Annotated in this window: 13 protein-coding genes and 5 tRNA genes; 6 read left to right on the forward strand and 12 right to left on the reverse strand. The window is 44.1% G+C overall.

What is annotated here, in order from left to right:
* Positions 1-86: 86 nt before the first annotated feature.
* The 6 genes from QF117_RS20840 to QF117_RS20865 form a co-directional block, all read right to left on the reverse strand.
* Entirely contained in the window at positions 87-1,802 is a 1,716-nt protein-coding gene (locus tag QF117_RS20840) for an ABC transporter ATP-binding protein (RefSeq protein ID WP_282388023.1), read from the reverse strand.
* Positions 1,803-2,669: 867 nt separating this feature from the next.
* A tRNA-Pro gene (locus QF117_RS20845) sits at positions 2,670-2,746 on the reverse strand.
* Between the two features lie 53 nt (positions 2,747-2,799).
* Positions 2,800-2,875: transfer RNA gene (locus QF117_RS20850), tRNA-His, on the reverse strand.
* 42 nt (positions 2,876-2,917) lie between these two features.
* Positions 2,918-2,994, reverse strand: a tRNA-Pro gene (locus QF117_RS20855).
* 176 nt (positions 2,995-3,170) lie between these two features.
* Positions 3,171-3,246: transfer RNA gene (locus tag QF117_RS20860), tRNA-His, on the reverse strand.
* Positions 3,247-3,291: 45 nt separating this feature from the next.
* Positions 3,292-3,368: transfer RNA gene (locus QF117_RS20865), tRNA-Arg, on the reverse strand.
* A gap of 297 nt (positions 3,369-3,665) precedes the next feature.
* On the opposite strand from QF117_RS20865, the gene QF117_RS20870 reads away from it, so the two are divergent.
* The gene (locus tag QF117_RS20870) at positions 3,666-4,079 is read left to right on the forward strand and encodes a cytochrome c5 family protein (RefSeq protein ID WP_282388024.1); all 414 of its coding nucleotides are present in this window, start codon (positions 3,666-3,668) and stop codon (positions 4,077-4,079) included.
* 155 nt (positions 4,080-4,234) lie between these two features.
* Here the strand turns inward: QF117_RS20870 and rep are convergent, their stop codons facing one another.
* Entirely contained in the window at positions 4,235-6,250 is a 2,016-nt protein-coding gene (gene rep / locus QF117_RS20875; RefSeq protein ID WP_282388025.1) for a DNA helicase Rep, read from the reverse strand.
* Between the two features lie 166 nt (positions 6,251-6,416).
* On the opposite strand from rep, the gene QF117_RS20880 reads away from it, so the two are divergent.
* The 4 genes from QF117_RS20880 to QF117_RS20895 all read left to right on the forward strand — a co-directional run bounded on the left by QF117_RS20880 (position 6,417) and on the right by QF117_RS20895 (position 11,666).
* Complete coding sequence (locus QF117_RS20880) at positions 6,417-6,998, forward strand: TetR/AcrR family transcriptional regulator (RefSeq protein ID WP_282388026.1); 582 nt, start codon at positions 6,417-6,419, stop codon at positions 6,996-6,998.
* Positions 6,999-7,017: 19 nt separating this feature from the next.
* Complete coding sequence (locus QF117_RS20885; protein WP_282388027.1) at positions 7,018-8,124, forward strand: efflux RND transporter periplasmic adaptor subunit; 1,107 nt, start codon at positions 7,018-7,020, stop codon at positions 8,122-8,124.
* Between the two features lie 11 nt (positions 8,125-8,135).
* Positions 8,136-11,258, forward strand: a complete 3,123-nt coding sequence (locus QF117_RS20890; protein WP_282388028.1) for a multidrug efflux RND transporter permease subunit — start codon at positions 8,136-8,138, stop codon at positions 11,256-11,258.
* 156 nt (positions 11,259-11,414) lie between these two features.
* On the forward strand, positions 11,415-11,666 hold the full coding sequence (locus QF117_RS20895; RefSeq protein WP_017034606.1) for an accessory factor UbiK family protein: 252 nt from the start codon (positions 11,415-11,417) through the stop codon (positions 11,664-11,666).
* A 197-nt stretch (positions 11,667-11,863) separates the two neighbouring features.
* On the opposite strand, the gene ilvC is transcribed toward QF117_RS20895, so the two are convergent.
* Positions 11,864-13,348, reverse strand: coding sequence for a ketol-acid reductoisomerase (ilvC, locus tag QF117_RS20900; RefSeq protein WP_282388029.1), 1,485 nt, complete (start codon positions 13,346-13,348; stop codon positions 11,864-11,866).
* 154 nt (positions 13,349-13,502) lie between these two features.
* Between ilvC and ilvY the strand changes: the two genes are divergently transcribed.
* Positions 13,503-14,393: an HTH-type transcriptional activator IlvY gene (gene ilvY, locus QF117_RS20905; RefSeq protein ID WP_017034608.1), complete on the forward strand. Its 891-nt coding sequence runs from the start codon at positions 13,503-13,505 to the stop codon at positions 14,391-14,393.
* A 67-nt stretch (positions 14,394-14,460) separates the two neighbouring features.
* Here the strand turns inward: ilvY and hemN are convergent, their stop codons facing one another.
* The 4 genes from hemN to QF117_RS20925 form a co-directional block, all read right to left on the reverse strand.
* On the reverse strand, positions 14,461-15,849 hold the full coding sequence (gene hemN / locus QF117_RS20910; RefSeq protein ID WP_017034609.1) for an oxygen-independent coproporphyrinogen III oxidase: 1,389 nt from the start codon (positions 15,847-15,849) through the stop codon (positions 14,461-14,463).
* Between the two features lie 165 nt (positions 15,850-16,014).
* Positions 16,015-16,503 carry a DUF2489 domain-containing protein gene (locus tag QF117_RS20915; protein WP_017034610.1) on the reverse strand — a complete coding sequence of 163 codons (489 nt, stop codon included), beginning with the start codon at positions 16,501-16,503 and terminating at the stop codon, positions 16,015-16,017.
* Between the two features lie 7 nt (positions 16,504-16,510).
* Positions 16,511-17,089, reverse strand: coding sequence for a Der GTPase-activating protein YihI (yihI, locus tag QF117_RS20920; RefSeq protein ID WP_282388031.1), 579 nt, complete (start codon positions 17,087-17,089; stop codon positions 16,511-16,513).
* Complete coding sequence (locus tag QF117_RS20925; RefSeq protein WP_282388032.1) at positions 17,079-17,726, reverse strand: class I SAM-dependent methyltransferase; 648 nt, start codon at positions 17,724-17,726, stop codon at positions 17,079-17,081. The genes yihI and QF117_RS20925 overlap by 11 nt, the downstream gene beginning before the upstream one ends.
* Positions 17,727-18,165 lie beyond the last annotated feature (439 nt).

The following is an 18,165-nucleotide window of genomic DNA, read 5'->3' on the forward strand; positions in this document are numbered from 1 at the left end:
TCCAAGTAAGCTTGTATGTTCAAACAAACTTGGTTTTTCGATGCCAATGAGTGATGTGTATCCACTCAAAAGGCATTCGAAACGACTTATGCCGTTTTAGCGTCTTCTCTTAAACCTGTAAATTCAGGCATTAAGGAAATAAGGTGCTTACTGTATTCGTGCTGAGGGCTGTTAAACAGCTGCTCTGTTGGCGCCACTTCTAATAATTTACCCATTTGCATCACACCAACGCGATCACACATCTGGCGAATTACCGGTAAATCATGGCTGATAAACAGCATGGTGAGATTTAACTCATCTTGCAGGTCTTTCAGTAGGTTTAGAATTTGAGCTTGAACAGACACATCCAATGCGGAAGTAGGTTCATCACAGATAAGTAAGCGAGGACGTGTCGCCAGTGCACGAGCGATAGAAATACGCTGACGCTGACCGCCCGAAAATTCATGTGGATACTTCACACCCGCCATCTGGCCTAAACCAACATGATCAAGGAGATCATGAACGATCTGACGAGTTTCGGCTTCGTTACGAGTCAATTTATGGAAACGGATGGGCTCTGCTATGATATCAAACACCCTCATACGTGGGTTCATTGAGGTGTATGGATTTTGGAACACCATCTGCATTTGGCGACGAAGAGGACGACGCTCTTTCTCAGATTTCAGCCCGGTTAAGTCTATGCCTTCAAACGATACCTTGCCTGAGTTTGGTGCGTATAGACCAGCAATAACACGTGCAATTGTCGACTTACCTGAACCAGACTCGCCCACCAATCCAAAGGTTTCACCCTCTATAACATCAAAGCTCACGTTGTTTGATGCCTGTACAAACTCACGACGACTTTCAAATAACGAATCTTTCGTCACAAAGCGTAAGTTAACGTTTTCAACGCTCAATAATGAGCCCGTGTAGTCACGGTGATCCTGGCTTTGACCCAACCAGTGGTTTTTCACATCAAGCGGCGCCATTTCATGGGCTTCTTCGATGTAACTCACCAGCGGGAAGCGATCGAGCTTTCTATCTGAACGAGGAACGGCAGAAATAAGGCTTCGCGTATACGAGTGATCAGGATTACCCAGCACTTTGTCCGTTGGGCCAAACTCAACCAAGTCACCCCGGTACATAACCGCAACACGATCCGTCACGTTAGAAACCACGCCCATGTCGTGCGTTACCAACATACAACCTACGTTTTTCTCAATACAAAGATCGCGAATAAGAGTGAGAATCTGATCTTGAATGGAAACATCCAGTGCCGTTGTCGGCTCATCGGCAATGATTAAATCCGGCTCACCCGCTAGAGCGATCGCTATCACCACACGCTGACGCATACCACCAGAGAATTGGTGAGGATATTGCTTCAAGCGGTTTTCCGGTTGCGGAATACCCACTTGATTCATAAGAGACAAAGCACGTTGATACGCTTCTTCATCCGTTACTTTCATATTGGCATGAATGGTTTCGGTTAGCTGATGCTCAACCGTAAACAAAGGATTGAGTGAGGTCATAGGATCTTGGAAGATGAAACCAATCTTCGACCCGCGAACTTTTCGCATCTCCTCGGGAGTCAGGCCTGAAACCTTTTCTCCATCTAAAAACACCTCTCCATCGGCGATCAAGCCTGGAGGGCTAAGCAGATCAATAACGGCATTACCTACGGTTGATTTACCGGCTCCAGATTCACCAACAACACCCACAATCTCACCTCGCTCAATACTGAACGAAAGTGATTTAACCGCAGCGTGCACCCCATGACGAGACGGGTACTCAATACGAAGGTTTTTAACTTCTAATAGCGACATTTATCAGACCTCTACTGCTTTGACAGTTTTCTGCCCTGTCTGATACCAGTATTACGCGCAAACATACTGATACAAATTGAATCCATTCTTGTCAGTATATTATTCTGACAATTAACAAGGGCATCAATTTGGCAAAAAACTCACAGAAAAGCAACAAATAGAGGATAAAAAGTCGATATTGAACAGATAAGAAGCAATGTGTGTAGATAGTTATGCGGATACATTGCATTTAATATTGGTAATACCAATTTAGTGCATACCGCACCAGCGTTGAACATATCAGCACTATACACTAAAAGCTCATATCAAATCCGTAGATAATAAAAACACGACACTGAATAATTCACCAAGAACAATATACGATTTAAAATTAACAAAACAGAAACATCAACCAGATAATGCAATTAAGGTAGGTGAAATAACCAGATTTAGGTCACATTAAAAAACAACAAGCCAACCAAAGTGAGGGTGATAATTAAGTAGGCCATCCTTGTTTAAGGAACAATATAGGTTAGTTAACGCAGCAATTTATGGTGTGATTAACGTCAAAAATAGAGAGATATTCAGAAGAAAATAGGCGCGTAAAAATACCAAATTGGAAGCGAAGAAGCCTCGTCATTTCTGATCAGCCTTTCTGATGGTCGTCGGTGAAGAGACATTCTTTGAACATCAGACGAACCCCTCTCTGGGTTCAAATAATACAAGACTGAAAATGAAAAAAGCCTCGTCATTTCTGAGCAGCCCCTTTCTGATGGTCGTTGGTGAAGAGACATTCTTTGAACATCAGACGAACCCCTCTCTGGGTTCAAATAATGCAAGACTGAAAATGAAAAAAGCCTCGTCATTTCTGACGAGGCTTTCTTATAGTGGTCGGTGAAGAGGGATTCGAACCCCCGACCCTCTGGTCCCAAACCAGATGCGCTACCAAGCTGCGCTATTCACCGACAAGGTTTTATTTCGATTGAACGAAAAAGGAAACTTACGTTACCAAAATTAATGGGGTGGCTAACGAGATTCGAACTCGCGACCACCGGAATCACAATCCAGGGCTCTACCAACTGAGCTATAGCCACCACTAATTTTTTATATAACCGCTAAAGCGATTATTGAAATAGTGGTCGGTGAAGAGGGATTCGAACCCCCGACCCTCTGGTCCCAAACCAGATGCGCTACCAAGCTGCGCTATTCACCGACATGTATTTTTTTACTTGGTTTGCTTCCCGAGAAAACTCTCTGGTCCGCTTATTCCAAGAGCCGTGATGCGCTAAAAAACGCTATTCACTGACAATTTCGTTTTGATTCTTGGGATGTGACTTGAATCAAAACAGGAAGCTTTTATTTACTCAGTAAACTAAACTACCTAAATAATGGGGTGGCTAACGAGATTCGAACTCGCGACCACCGGAATCACAATCCAGGGCTCTACCAACTGAGCTATAGCCACCACTATGTTTTGCCAATATGCCACTTACTTGTGTAAGCATCCGGATGGCGCGCCCGAAAGGATTCGAACCTTCGACCTTTGGCTCCGGAGGCCAACGCTCTATCCAGCTGAGCTACGGGCGCATGCCCTATCGGCGGAGTGGAATAATACGTAGTTCACACTATGTCGTCTAGTACTTTTTCAACTTTTTTTATCGTTTGGCGCCTTTTTGGGCAATTAAAGTGTGACAAAGACCTATTTCATAAAGAATAATCATTCGATCGGCGATAACTTGTTGTTTAATGCAACAAGTTATCAGGATATAATCACCCACTGTTTACATTGATTTAACAGACTTTCGAGTGGTTAGATCGGGATAAAAACAATTAACTATATAATTGGTAAGCATGTACTTACCTTAGGAATATAAAGTGAGTTTAATGGATATGTCTCAACGAATCTTAAGTGTATTGTTCGCAGCTTTGTTATGTTCTACAGCAGCGTACGCAAGTAGTGTTAGCCCAGAAGAGTATGAGGCTATCGCGGAACGCATCAAACCTGTTGGTGACGTTTACTTAGCTGGCAGTGAGCCAGTGGTTGCTGAAGCCAGCGGCCCTCGCGATGGCAAAGCTGTTTACGGCATGTTCTGTACCGCTTGTCATAGCATTGGTGTGAGTGGCGCACCTAAAACTGGTGATGCGGGTGACTGGGCTCCACGAATTGCTCAAGGTAAAGACGTTCTTGCCGATCACGCTATCAATGGCTTCAACGCTATGCCTGCAAGAGGTGCTTGTATGGACTGTTCAGACGATGAAATCATTGCTGCTATTGAGCACATGATCGAAGGTATTTAACAACGTCCTCTTTTCCTTGGTCAGTTGTTAGTTTGGTCAATTGTTAGATATAAAATGTCAGATAAAAAAGGCTTGGTTTTGTCATCAAGCCTTTTTTGTATCCGCTCTCATATGCTCTAGCGAAAGTGCTGATTCCCTGCGTTTAAACCGATTTGCTATTTTTTAAACATCGAGCGGAGATTGGCGATGTGGGCCTGCCCTTTTTCCATTCGCTCTTCTGCGGAAACAGGCTTTTTGGTCGATTCCCATTCCACATCATCAAAGGGTAACTCATCAAGAAAGCGACTTTGAGATGGCTTTATCAGTTCACCGTACTGGCGACGTTCTTTGCACATTGTAAAAGTTAACTCTTTTTGAGCCCGAGTGATGCCGACATACATAAGACGACGTTCTTCTTCCACGTTATCTTCATCAATACTGGTTTGGTGTGGCAAAATGCCCTCTTCAGAGCCAAGTAAATAAACATAAGGAAATTCTAAGCCTTTTGATGCGTGTAAGGTCATCAACTGAACCGCATCACTGTCTTCATCGTCTTCTCCGCGCTCCATCATATCGCGCAACGTCAGCTTCAATACCACTTCTTTAAGTGTCTTCTCTTCTTGATCATAATTGTCGCCTTCTAAATCCGCCACGATCCAAGAGTACAGGTCCGAGACATTTTTCATTCTCATTTCCGCCGCTTTGGCACTCGCAGAGGTTTCATACAACCAATCTTCATAGTTGATATCGCGAACCAGTGATCGAACCGCCTCAACGGTATTACCTCTCTCGGCATTATCGGCAATCGCAACTATCCACTGGGTGAATCGCTGCAGATTCTCGAGACCTCGACCTTTTAAATGTTGCTCTAGGCCCATTTCAAAACTGGCAGCAAACAAGCTTTTACCACGCATGTTGGCGTAACTGCCCAGCTTTTCTAGCGTCACAGGACCGATCTCACGGCGCGGCGTGTTGACGATTCTCAAGAATGCGTTGTCATCATCTGGGTTAACCAACACTCGTAGATAAGCCATGATGTCTTTAATTTCTGCTCGAGAGAAAAACGACGTTCCACCCGATAATTTGTACGGCACTTTATTTTGTACTAAGGATTTTTCGATTAAACGCGACTGGTGATTACCACGATACAAAATCGCGTAATCTTTATAGTGTGTGCGGTTTAGAAACCGGTGGGCAATGATTTCTCCCGTCACCCGTTCGGCTTCGTGGTCTTCATTTTTTGCCAACAACACCTTAAGTTTTTCACCTTCGGGGATTTCAGAAAACAAGGTTTTCTCATACACGTGAGGATTGTTAGCGATCAAAATATTCGCTGCACGCAAGATTCGACACGTAGAGCGATAATTTTGCTCTAACTTAATCAAACGTAAATTTGGGTAATCTTGACCAAGCAATACCAGGTTTTGAGGTTTCGCACCACGCCATGAATAAATCGATTGATCATCATCTCCCACCACAGTGAGACGCTCTCGTTCACCCACGATTAACTTCACCAATTCATATTGGCTGGTATTGGTATCTTGGTATTCATCCACCAGCAGGTAACGAATACGGTTTTGCCAACGCTTACGTACCTCTTCATTGGTGCGCAATAACAGAACTGGTAACGAAATAAGGTCATCAAAGTCGAGTGCGTTATACGCTTTCATCTGCTTTTGATACATTTCATAGCAAAAAGCAAACAGCTGATCTTGCTCTCCTAGCGCCCGTGCTTTCACTTGGTCGGTTGTGAGCATGTCATTTTTCCAATTTGAAATACTACTCATCAACAGGCGCAGAAGATCTTTATCACCATCCAGCTGTTTTTCTGTCAGCTCTTTTAATAGTGCCATTTGGTCTTGGTCATCGAACAACGAGAAACCCGCCTTTAAACCCAGCACTTTATATTCACGACGAATAATATTCAGACCCAAAGTATGGAAAGTAGAAACCATCAACCCTTTGGATTCCGCTTTTCCTAAAGTTTGCCCAACACGCTCTTTCATTTCGCGCGCCGCTTTATTAGTAAACGTCACCGCCGCGATATTTCGTGCCTTATAACCACATTGCTGAACCAAATAAGCAATTTTATTGGTAATTACCCGAGTTTTTCCTGAACCCGCTCCAGCAAGCACCAGGCATGGTCCTGATACAAACTTTACGGCTTCATCTTGTTGTGGGTTCAGCTTCATGGTGTTCTCAACTTTGTACTCTTAATGTTGGCTATAATAATCCTGCAATGACACGAATGCTATCGTCCCGTTAATAAGAATTTTTAACCATTATTCATTTCATGCTTGCATTCTATTGCACATATTAAGCTATAATGAATGAACGTTCATTCATTACTGGTGTCTTATGACTAGCAAACTGATAGATGATAAACGTCAAAAGATATTACTCGCAGCAGGTGCGGTTGTTGCTGATGTAGGCTTGCAAGGTCTTTCAATGCAAAAATTAGCCAAAAAAGCCGGAGTCGCTGCGGGTACAATTTATCGCTATTTTGACGATAAAGATCACCTGATTAAAGAGCTGAGGTTACACGTAGCACAAAGCATTGCTGACGTCGTGCAAAAAGATGTTAATGAATCTATGCCACTCAAAGCCCGTTATAGACAGATGTGGCTCAATATTTGGAATCTAGTTGGCTCTGATATTGCGATGCTAAAAAACCGCATCCAATACGATTCAACTCCTATAGCAAATTGTAGTACCTCTCAAGATGAGGAGCGCGGTATGTTTAATGAAGTCTTTGCTTTCTTTGCTCAAGGTAAAGAGCAAGGCATTTTTAAACAACTTGATAATGAACTGCTTTCAGCATTGAGCTTGGAAACAAGCGTGACACTGGCTCGTAAGCACACTTTTGGACAATACCAACTCAGCGACGACGCCATAGAAGCGGCGATCAATGCAAGTTGGGATGCCATAATTAACCACTAACTTCGGAGTTATACGCAGAATGAAAAAGTGGACTTTCTTTATGCTACTTATCGCCATTGTCCTATTTGGCAGTGTGATAGGTTTTAATCTATTTAAACAGCAGAAAATAGCTGAATACCTTGCTAATCGACCTGAACCAGAATTTCCAGTCACTGCCGTAGAAATCAAATCGGTAGACTGGGTTCCTGTGATTGAAGCAATCGGCTTTATTGAACCAAACCAAGGTGTGACCATTGCTAATGAAACCAACGGTGTCATCGATAAAATCACCTTCGACTCAGGCACACAGGTAGAAGAGGGCCAATCTTTGGTGCTACTCGACTCTGAGGTTGAAATCGCCAATTTTAAAAGCACAAAAGCACGCTTGCCAGCGGCTGAAGCTAAATACAAGCGTTACCAAGGTTTGTATAAGAAAGGCTCTATTTCAAAAGAAGCGTACGATGATGCTGAAGCGAATTACTATTCTCTATCGGCCGATCTTGAGAGTTTAAAAGCGTCCATTGACCGCCGTGAAATTAAAGCCCCTTTCTCCGGCGTTGTCGGTATTCGTAATGTCTACTTAGGCCAATACCTTCAAGCAGGTACAGACATTGTTCGCTTAGAAGACACCAGTATTATGCGCTTACGTTTTACTGTTCCTCAAGCGGATATTTCTCGTATCGGCCTCAATCAAACGGTTGATATCTTTGTCGATGCATACCCTGAAAAAACCTTCAAAGGTTCGATCAGTGCCATTGAACCCGCAGTCAGCGTTCAAAGTGGCCTGATTCAAGTTCAAGCTGATATTCCAAATAACGATGGGCAGCTTCGAAGCGGTATGTTTGCTCGTGCGAATATCATTCTACCCACACTCGAAAATCAAATCGTTATTCCGCAAACGGCGATCACTTATACCCTGTACGGGGATAACGTTTATATCGTCTCAGAAGAAGATGGGGTTCAGAGAGTTAAACAACACGTGGTAAAAATTGGTGAGCGCAGTGCTGACATCGCACACGTTCTAGAAGGTATCAAAGACGGTGATATGGTTGTGACAACAGGTCAGGTTCGCTTAAGTAACGACGCCAAAGTACGCATCGTTGAAAGTGATGCAACCACCACTCCTGCTGAAACACCAATGCTGTAACTGGAGAAATTATGCGCTTTACTGATGTTTTCATAAAACGTCCAGTTCTGGCAGTATCGATCAGCTTTTTGATTGCTTTGCTTGGTATGCAAGCTATTTTCAAAATGCAGGTTCGCGAATACCCAGAAATGACGAACACCGTAGTCACGGTCACTACCAGCTACTACGGAGCCAGTGCCGACTTGATTCAAGGCTTTATTACCCAGCCATTAGAACAAGCCGTTGCTCAAGCCGATAATATCGATTATATGACTTCCCAGTCAGTAAATGGCCAGTCGACCATAACCGTGACGATGAAGCTTAACACCGATCCTAACTCGGCGCTTTCCGATATATTGGCTAAAACCAACTCAGTCCGCTCTCAGCTTCCTGGCGAAGCTGAAGACCCGACAGTAACCATGTCGACGGGCTCTACTACTGCGGTGCTCTATATTGGTTTTACCAGTGATGAACTGGCATCAAGTCAAATCACCGATTACTTAGAACGTGTCGTTAACCCTCAGCTGTTTACCGTTAATGGGGTTTCAAAAATCGACCTCTATGGTGGGATGAAATACGCTCTTCGTGTATGGCTTGACCCATCAAAAATGGCGGCACTTAATCTCACGGCTTCTGATGTAATGGGTATTTTGAATGCCAATAACTATCAGTCAGCAACCGGGCAAGTCACCGGTGAGTTCGTTATTTTTAACGGCAGTGCGGACACGCAAGTATCCAATGTTTCCGAGCTAGAAAATTTGGTCGTAAAGGGAACCGAAGGCGAAGTGATTCGTTTGGCTGATATTGCCAAAGTGAGCTTAGAAAAGAGTCATGATGTTTATCGTGCCAGTGCTAATGGTCAAGAAGCGGTCGTTGCCGCGATCAATGCTGCGCCAAGTGCTAACCCAATCAACATTGCTGCCGATGTGCTTGAACTTCTTCCTAGTTTAGAGAAGAACCTTCCAAGCAATATCTCGATGAACGTTATGTACGATTCAACGATTGCAATCAATGAGTCGATCAATGAAGTCATCAAAACTATCCTTGAAGCAGCCGTAATTGTACTGATTGTGATCACCCTGTTCTTGGGATCCTTCCGAGCGGTTATCATTCCTATCGTCACTATTCCACTCTCCCTTATTGGTGTGGCGATGGTGATGCAGGTCATGGGCTTTTCTTGGAACTTAATGACCCTGCTCGCGATGGTATTAGCGATCGGCTTGGTGGTGGATGATGCCATCGTTGTTCTGGAAAATGTCGATAGGCACTTAAAGCTCGGTGAATCTCCATTTAGAGCGGCCATTATTGGTACCCGCGAAATTGCAGTTCCCGTTATTGCCATGACGTTAACACTCGGTGCAGTTTACGCCCCAATCGCAATGATGGGCGGTATAACAGGCTCACTATTTAAAGAGTTTGCATTAACGTTGGCTGGTGCGGTTTTTGTGTCAGGTATTGTCGCATTAACGCTGTCACCAATGATGTGCTCGAAAATGCTTAAAGCTAATGAAGAGCCTGGTAAATTTGAGAAGACAGTCCATCACGTGCTCGATGGCATGACCAACCGCTATTCACGTATGTTAAAGGCGGTCATGGCCCACCGCCCAGTAGTGATTGGCTTCTCGGTGATTGTTTTCGCTGTATTACCGGTGCTGTTTTCCTTCATTCCAAGTGAACTGGCCCCTTCGGAAGATAAAGGGGTAATCATGTTAATGGGTACAGCGCCTTCAACCGCTAACCTGGATTACATGCAAAACACCATGAACGATGTGAATGAGATTCTATCGGATCAACCTGAAGTCTCTTTTGCTCAGGTATTTACTGGGGTGCCAAATGCAAACCAGGCCTTTGGTATCGCCTCAATGGTGCCTTGGAGTGAGCGTGAAGCAAGCCAAGCCGAAGTGGCAAAACGCGTGGGTAATTTAGTGACAAACGTACCAGGTATGGCGGTGACTGCTTTCCAAATGCCAGAACTTCCTGGTGCGGGATCTGGCTTGCCAATTCAGTTTGTTATTACCACGCCAAACAGCTTTGAGAGCTTATTTACCGTAGCGTCAGATATACTGAGCGAAGTGACCGCAAACCCTATGTTCGTTTATTCTGACTTAGACCTTAACTTTGACTCAGCAACGATGAAGATTAACATCGATAAAGACAAAGCAGGCGCGTACGGAGTGACGATGCAAGACATTGGCATCACGCTGAGCACCATGATGGCGGATGGTTATGTCAACCGTATTGACCTCAATGGTCGCTCGTATGAAGTGATTCCACAGGTTGAACGTAAATTCCGTTTAAACCCAGAATCAATGAATAACTACTACGTTCGAGCCGCTGACGGAAAAGCCGTTCCATTGGGCAGTCTAATTCAAATTGATGTGATTGCTGAGCCTCGTTCTTTGCCTCACTTCAACCAGCTCAATTCTGCCACAGTCGGCGCAGTACCTGCTCCAGGCACGGCAATGGGTGATGCGGTCAATTGGTTTGAAGGTATTGCAACCGATAAGCTGCCTAGCGGTTACAACCACGACTACATGGGTGAATCACGCCAATACGTCACCGAAGGAAGTGCGCTTTATGCAACCTTTGGTTTAGCACTGGCGATCATCTTCCTAGTCTTGGCTATTCAGTTTGAATCGATTAAAGATCCACTTGTCATCATGGTGTCCGTACCACTGGCTATTTGTGGTGCCTTGATCGCTCTGGCATGGGGTGCAGCAACGATGAACATCTACTCTCAGGTAGGTTTGATCACGCTGGTTGGCCTTATTACCAAGCACGGTATTTTGATTTGTGAAGTGGCGAAAGAAGAGCAACTCCATAATAAGAAAAATCGTATCGACGCAGTTATGGAAGCGGCAAAAGTTCGTCTTCGCCCGATTCTCATGACAACCGCCGCGATGATCGCTGGCCTTATCCCGCTCATGTACGCAACTGGCGCGGGTGCCGCTCAACGCTTTAGTATCGGTATTGTTATCGTTGCTGGCCTTGCTATTGGTACTCTCTTTACTCTGTTCGTACTGCCGGTTATCTACAGCTATCTTGCAGAGAAGCACAAGCCACTGCCTGTGTTTGTTGAAGATAAAGATCTAGAGAAGCTCGCGCGTATTGATGAAGCAAAAGCCGCTCAACGAGAAATATCTCACCCAAGCTAACCGTAAATATGCATTACGAGGCCACTTCGGTGGCCTTTTTTCTGTCTCACCCTTAACTGTCACCTATCATCACTGCACATTTTTTCCACCAACTAGCGACTTTTATGCTCGCTTTAAATAGAATGGAGACATAAATGAATAGGAGTTTCAGCCCACATGTTTGATCCAAAGAAATTAGAACAAATCGCGAAGCAAATTCATGACTCTATGCCAACCCCTGTTAAAGAGCTTGGTGCGGATGTTGACCAGAAAGTTCGCCAAGTTATCCAAGGGCAACTGAACAAACTGGACGTGGTTAGCCGTGAAGAGTTTGATGTTCAGACTCAAGTACTGTTGCGTACACGCCAGAAGCTGACAGAAATGGAGCAAAAGCTTGCTCAGCTTGAAGAGAAGCTAGCGGATAAGTAATCACTTACTTTATCCGATAAATAGTAGCCATAAGAAAGGGCTTGGTCATCACTGACCAAGCCCTTTGTATTTCTATATTCGCTTTACAAAGTCAAAGCAAATACGTCGGAGTAGAGTTTAATTTCAAGAAGAAGGCGCGGAGTTTACGAGAGTAAATGAGCACCTTCGACACAGAAATTAGACTCTAGGCCAAGTATTTAGCCGCCTACTGCGATGTTCTTCATATCCGTCATATATCCACGTAACTCTTCACCAATATACTCAACTGGGTGGTTACGAATTGCATCGTTCACTTCGATTAGCTTACCGTTATCTACCTGGTTCGATGTTTCACCTAAACCACGACCGATTACGTCTGTCGCTACTGAAGGCATAAACTTCTCACGTAGAAGCGGTGTTGCCACGTTAGCGAATAGGTAGTTACCATATTCAGCGGTATCTGAGATGACTACGTTCATTTCGTATAGACGCTTACGAGCCACCGTGTTTGCGATCAGTGGTAGTTCGTGTAGAGACTCGTAGTAAGCAGACTCATCGATGATGCCAGATGCTGTCATGGCTTCAAATGCAAGTTCTACCCCTGCACGTACCATGGCAACCATTAGGATACCGTTATCAAAATACTCTTGCTCAGCAATCTCAACGTTAGACGCTGGGTAGTTTTCAAAAGCCGTTTGGCCGGTCTCTTCACGCCAACCGAATAGGTTCACATCGTCGTTCGCCCAGTCAGCCATCATGGTGCGAGAGAATTCACCTTGGATGATGTCATCCATGTGCTTGTTGTACAGTGGGCGCATTAGGTCTTTCAACTCTTCAGAAAGATCGAATGCTTTAATTTTCGCTGGGTTTGATAGACGATCCATCATGTGAGTGATGCCACCAAACTTAAGCGCTTCAGTGATGGTTTCCCAGCCGTACTGTAGAAGTTTACCTGCGTAGCCTGGTTCAATGCCGTCAGCAATCATTTTCTCGTAAGATACGATAGAACCCGCTTGCAGCATGCCACATAGAATAGTTTGCTCACCCATTAGGTCTGATTTAACTTCCGCAACGAAAGAAGACTCTAGACAACCAGCGCGGTGACCACCAGTACCTGCCGCCCAAGCTTTAGCGATATCCCAACCTTCGCCCTTAGGGTCATTTTCTGGGTGAACAGCGATAAGCGTTGGAACACCAAAACCACGCTTGTACTCTTCACGTACTTCCGTACCTGGAGATTTAGGCGCAACCATAACAACCGTTAGGTCTTTACGGATTGGCATGCCCTCTTCAACAACGTTGAAACCGTGTGAGTAACCGAGTGCAGAACCCTCTTTCATTAGAGGCATAACGGTTTCAACAACGTTCGTGTGTTGCTTGTCTGGTGTTAGGTTTACCACTAGATCAGCGGTTGGAATTAGATTTTCGTAGCTATCGACTACAAAGCCATTCTCTTTTGCGTTTTTGAACGATTGACGTTGCTCGTCGATCGCCGCTTGGCGTAGAGCGTAAGACACATCTAGGCCTGAATCACGCATGTTTAGACCTTGATTTAGGCCTTGAGCACCACAACCTACAATGACAATTTTCTTACCTTTCAGATAGTCTGCTTCAGTAGCAAACTCACTGCGGTCCATAAAACGACAACGACCTAGCTGGTCTAATTGCTCACGTAGATTTAAAGTATTGAAATAGTTAGCCATGATGGGCGCTCCTTGTTGATTCTTCCGTTATGGTCGGCGCGTTATCGCCGAATAACCTCATACTAAAGCAGGCAATCAATTGCTCAAAGTGATATATTCACAATTAGTGATTGCAAGAAATGCAACGTTAGATAATTTACCAAGGTAAGTCTTTATGGATATTAAGAACTTGAAAATGTTCATACATTTGTGTGACAGCAACAGCTTTAGTAAAACAGCCTCCGCGATGCATATCAGTCCTTCGGCTCTTAGTCGTCAAATTCAAAAGCTAGAGCAACAAACCAATCAGACTCTATTCTTACGTGATAACCGCAGTGTTGAGCTGACGCCTGCGGGAAAACAGCTGTTGCCTGTTGCCATGAGAATTTTGGCCGAATGGCAGCAGTACAACGCTCAAATTAAAGGTAATGAAATGGAACTAAAGGGGGAAATCCGCCTTTTTTGCTCGGTTACCGCTAGCTATAGTCACCTACCGGAGCTGCTTTCTGAATTTAGGTTGCAGCATCCGTTTATCGAATACAAGTTATCCACGGGCGATCCGGCTCAAGCGATTGATAAGGTCCTGAAAGGTGAAGTAGACATTGCCATTTCCGCCAAACCCGATCAGCTTCCCGCTCGCATTGAGTTTGAAACCATTAGCGAGATCCCACTGTCGGTTGTTGCGCCATCAGGCATCAGTAGCTTTGCCGACCTATTGCAACAAGAGAAGCCAGACTGGTCAAACATTCCATTTATTGTGCCCGAAGCGGGAACGGCTCGCGACCGCGCTAACGCCTGGTTTAAAAGTATGCGAATAAAACCCAACATTTACGCTCAAGTCTCAGGGCATGAAGCCATTGTCAGTATGGTTGCATTGGGATGTGGGGTTGGCATTGCCCCTGACATTGTCATTAACAACAGCCCAGTCAGAGAGAAGATTCAGCGCCTAAAAGTAAAGCCCGTAGTACCGTTTAAACTCGGGGTATGCTGTAAACGTTCACAGCTTGATAACCCTCTGGTCAAAGCTCTTTGGGATGTGGCCTCTCGGAAAATCATTACTCCATAAACTCCTCAAATAGAAAAACCACGCTAGCTAGCGTGGTTTTGAAGGTTTTCTTTCAACTATCTCGCGGCTATATTACCCGAGAAAATTGTTGCTGACGGGCTCTATCCCGTAAGTATTTATCAAAGCACATACAGATATTACGAATCAATAAGCGACCACGCAAAGTCACCCGTATTTCACTCTCATCCACTTCCACCAGCTCATCATTGATAAAGGTTTGCAGTAGTTGTAAGTCTTCTTTGAAGTATTGTTCAAAACGCACAGAAAAAGTGGATTCAATCATCGACTTATCAAGTTTGAAATTACAAATCAGCTGCTTAATGACTTCACGTCTAAGTAAGTCATCACTATCGAGCACAACCCCTTTCCATAAAGCATGACGTAATTCATCAACTTGAGCGTAATATTTTTTCAGCTCTTTTTGATTCTGAGCGTACGCGTCACCGATCATCGAAATCGCTGAAACACCAAAGCCCACTAAATCGGCTTCACCTTGAGTGGTGTAACCCTGGAAGTTTCTATGCAAGACCCCTTCTCGCTGAGCAACCGCTAACTCATCATCAGGCAGTGCAAAGTGATCCATGCCAATAAATTGGTACCCTGCTCCCGTTAAGGTCGAAATGCTCTCTTGAAGAATGCCCATTCTTTCACTGGCTTCTGGCAAGTCCTCTTCTTTAATTTTGCGTTGCGCGGCAAACAGCTGCGGCATGTGAGCATAGTTGAAAACAGAGAGACGGCCTGGTTGCATTTCTAGCACTTGAGCCAACGTTTTAGCGAAAGACGCTTTGGTCTGCTTAGGCAAACCATAAATCAGATCTAAATTGGTCGAACGGAAACCGAGTTTCTTCGCTCGCTCAACCATTGCAATAATAAAATCTTCATCTTGTTCACGATTAACCAGTTTTTGAACTTCTTTATTGAAATCTTGTACGCCAATACTTAAACGGTTAAACCCTTCTCCACGTAAATGATCCAGCATGTTGAGCTCAATTTCACGCGGGTCGACCTCGATACTGATTTCTGCGTCATCAACAAACTGAAATTCACCACGAAGAATCGCCATCAAACGACTTATTTGCTGTTTTGTTAGAAATGTTGGTGTGCCGCCACCAAAATGAAGCTGGGTGACTTTACGATCATGCAGTAATGACGCTCGTTGGCGAATCTCATGCTCAATGACGTCTAAGTATTCATCAGCCTTGTGAGAATGACGAGTAATGACTTTATTGCAGCCACAGTAGTAACAAAGCTTGTGACAAAACGGAATATGGATATAGAGAGAGAGTGGGCGCTCTGGGTATTGAGTGCACGCCATATCATAATCTGCAACCGTGAATGCCTCATGAAACTCCAACGCTGTCGGGTATGAGGTGTAACGTGGTCCTGAATAATTGTATTTGTCTAGGATAGCTTGATCCCAAACGATTTGCTGACCGGATACAACGGGTTGCGACATGGTAATTATTTCCATTTCTAACTGTGAGCGGCGTAGATTTTATGTTGACTGGGTATTTTGCCACACGACTCGACCTTACGTAGGAAAGCAAAACACATTTTTGTAAGAAAGTTTCAGAATTGCCAACTCGATCACTCACTCTGCCCAATGAGTGACCGACGTTGATTAGATCATTTGAACGTTTATTTGGTTATTCAGCGGCTGATTGCGTTTTTTGAGATCTTTCAGCTCTTCAATAATCGCTTCGGCCAATTTCACTTCCGCTTTGTGTCGCAGTAAATTTTGTTCCATTTTCTCTTTTTTTGCTAACGCCTGACGATCTTCGCCTCGCGCCATGTCTTTGACCACATGATATAGCTCAGAGATAGCAGGATAAGTCTGGTCAAAATCAATGCGGTCGTCACCTTGAACGTAATCCATGATGCTGTACACACGGATACTAATTTCAGACAAATCGCACTGGCCCTGAATCCCGGCCATGCACAGTGTATTCACGTTGTCATAGATATTCGCATTGCGCTTCTCTATCGCCAATTTTTGCTGTTGCTGCTGCAAATCCTTTTGCTTCTTTACTTGGAGCAGAAGGTAACCTGCATAACATGCTAGCCCAGCGATGATAAGGGCTCCTATCGAGGCTAGTAAGGTTACGTTCATGATTTAATTACTCTTTAAAATCTTTCAGATCAAGCCCTTCAAACTGAGCTAAAAGCTCTTCATCTGATGATGGCTTACTGCTTTTCTTAATCGTCTTAGGCACAAAGTTGATTTCATCTTCCAACTCTTCGCCTTCCTCTTCGATTTCTTCATCGAACAAGCCAAGCTGCTTCATGAGTACTTCAATACGATTCAACTTTTGATCGACATACTTTTGTAAGCCTGCACCCAAGTTTTCACCACTTTCTAGGCGATCAAGCAAGACGTTCAATTGAGTATCTGTTTCTAGCATCTCAAGTTCTTGCTCTGCTGAAACTCGACGCTCTTGCTTATTCGGTTTTTTCTTCTCTTCAACAACCAAAGCAATCTTCTTTTTGCTGCCTAAACGAGGATCGCGTTTTTGCTTCTCTTGGCGTTGCTTTATTTCTTCAACTTCAGAGTTACGATTGCCGGTTTTTAACCCTTTGCGATTTTTAACACGCTTACGTAGGCGGCCTTGTACATCGGATTCGCTACGGTTACGCGTGACATTTTGCTCTGGTGCGCCTAACGCACCCGGTTTTCTAGATTTTTTACTACGACTCATTACTGGGTTTCCTCAGTAAAATTACATCATTACCAACAAATTCAAGTTCGAGCTTATCTCGCTCTGCCAGATACTCAAAGGTTTTACGGCTAAAGAAAATGACATGAGTAACATCATTCTTATAGTGCCAATGTTGAAACGCTTCAAGATCGATGACCATCTTGGTCATGAGACCAATCCAGCCACCCGGCTTAACTAAATTTAACCATTGCTGCCACACGAGATCGGGCTGATAAACATGCTCGATCACTTCTGTCGCAGTCATAAAATCATACGTCTGTGCTAACACTTCTTTATTAGGGTGATAGTAAACATCATACAATTCAACACTGTGGCCTTTCTCTTGCAACATGATAGACAATGTTGGACCAGGACCACAGCCAAAATCTAACCCATGAGCGTTAGATGTGATTCGTTCTATTATTGGATCAGCAATACGTGATAGAAATCTACGATACCCTTCATCACTAGGATCATTCTCATGAAGATCATAGTGAGCTTTTTCTGCTTTTGCATCTAAGCGCTGAACTGGGTCAACAAATACCAAATGACATTCACTGCATTGAAAATAGCTTCGTCGCTTATCTTCATGGTAATAGTGAGTATCTTGATTGTGGCATAAAGGACAGTTGTGCATTCTTTCATCCTCAAACAGGGATGCGAAACATACCAGAAAGTGGGATCAGAGTGGAGTTAAATTGTGCAATTAAACACCAGAATAGCGAAATAATTGCTTTTAAGATGATAAAAAAGCGATAGGTTTCCCTATCGCTTTCAAAGTGCCAAGATTTGGCAAAATTTGTCTGCACTCAAATGGTGCTCAAGTATCCATTTGTTATTGGTGCTTTCCCTGCGGAGTTTTGTTTTTCATCGTCCTGATGAATTTTAATATTCCGTTCGACATCCTGACTCTGGGCTATCCATTAGCCTGATCCATTTCTTTGTCTCATCCTGAAACCAGTCGATCATCCTTATCTAGCCAGCTCCAAGCTCGCTACTGTCCTTCGTCCAACCATCAAGCATTCCTAGCTTGCATCCTTGGAGACCACCTTGGTCTAGTGTCCTGATTCAGCTCC

It is taken from the genome of Vibrio sp. YMD68 (genome assembly GCF_029958905.1).
Classification (GTDB): Bacteria; Pseudomonadota; Gammaproteobacteria; order Enterobacterales; family Vibrionaceae; genus Vibrio.

Coding starts and splice junctions, on each gene's coding strand:
- yihI (WP_282388031.1), bottom strand. CDS start 17,089: ATGAGTCGTAGTAAAAAATCTAGAAAACCGGGTGCGTTAGGCGCACCA.
- QF117_RS20840 (WP_282388023.1), bottom strand. CDS start 1,802: ATGTCGCTATTAGAAGTTAAAAACCTTCGTATTGAGTACCCGTCTCGT.
- QF117_RS20925 (WP_282388032.1), bottom strand. CDS start 17,726: ATGCACAACTGTCCTTTATGCCACAATCAAGATACTCACTATTACCAT.
- rep (WP_282388025.1), bottom strand. CDS start 6,250: ATGAAGCTGAACCCACAACAAGATGAAGCCGTAAAGTTTGTATCAGGA.
- QF117_RS20885 (WP_282388027.1), top strand. CDS start 7,018: ATGAAAAAGTGGACTTTCTTTATGCTACTTATCGCCATTGTCCTATTT.
- QF117_RS20880 (WP_282388026.1), top strand. CDS start 6,417: ATGACTAGCAAACTGATAGATGATAAACGTCAAAAGATATTACTCGCA.
- QF117_RS20895 (WP_017034606.1), top strand. CDS start 11,415: ATGTTTGATCCAAAGAAATTAGAACAAATCGCGAAGCAAATTCATGAC.
- ilvC (WP_282388029.1), bottom strand. CDS start 13,348: ATGGCTAACTATTTCAATACTTTAAATCTACGTGAGCAATTAGACCAG.
- QF117_RS20890 (WP_282388028.1), top strand. CDS start 8,136: ATGCGCTTTACTGATGTTTTCATAAAACGTCCAGTTCTGGCAGTATCG.
- QF117_RS20870 (WP_282388024.1), top strand. CDS start 3,666: ATGGATATGTCTCAACGAATCTTAAGTGTATTGTTCGCAGCTTTGTTA.
- ilvY (WP_017034608.1), top strand. CDS start 13,503: ATGGATATTAAGAACTTGAAAATGTTCATACATTTGTGTGACAGCAAC.
- QF117_RS20915 (WP_017034610.1), bottom strand. CDS start 16,503: ATGAACGTAACCTTACTAGCCTCGATAGGAGCCCTTATCATCGCTGGG.
- hemN (WP_017034609.1), bottom strand. CDS start 15,849: ATGTCGCAACCCGTTGTATCCGGTCAGCAAATCGTTTGGGATCAAGCT.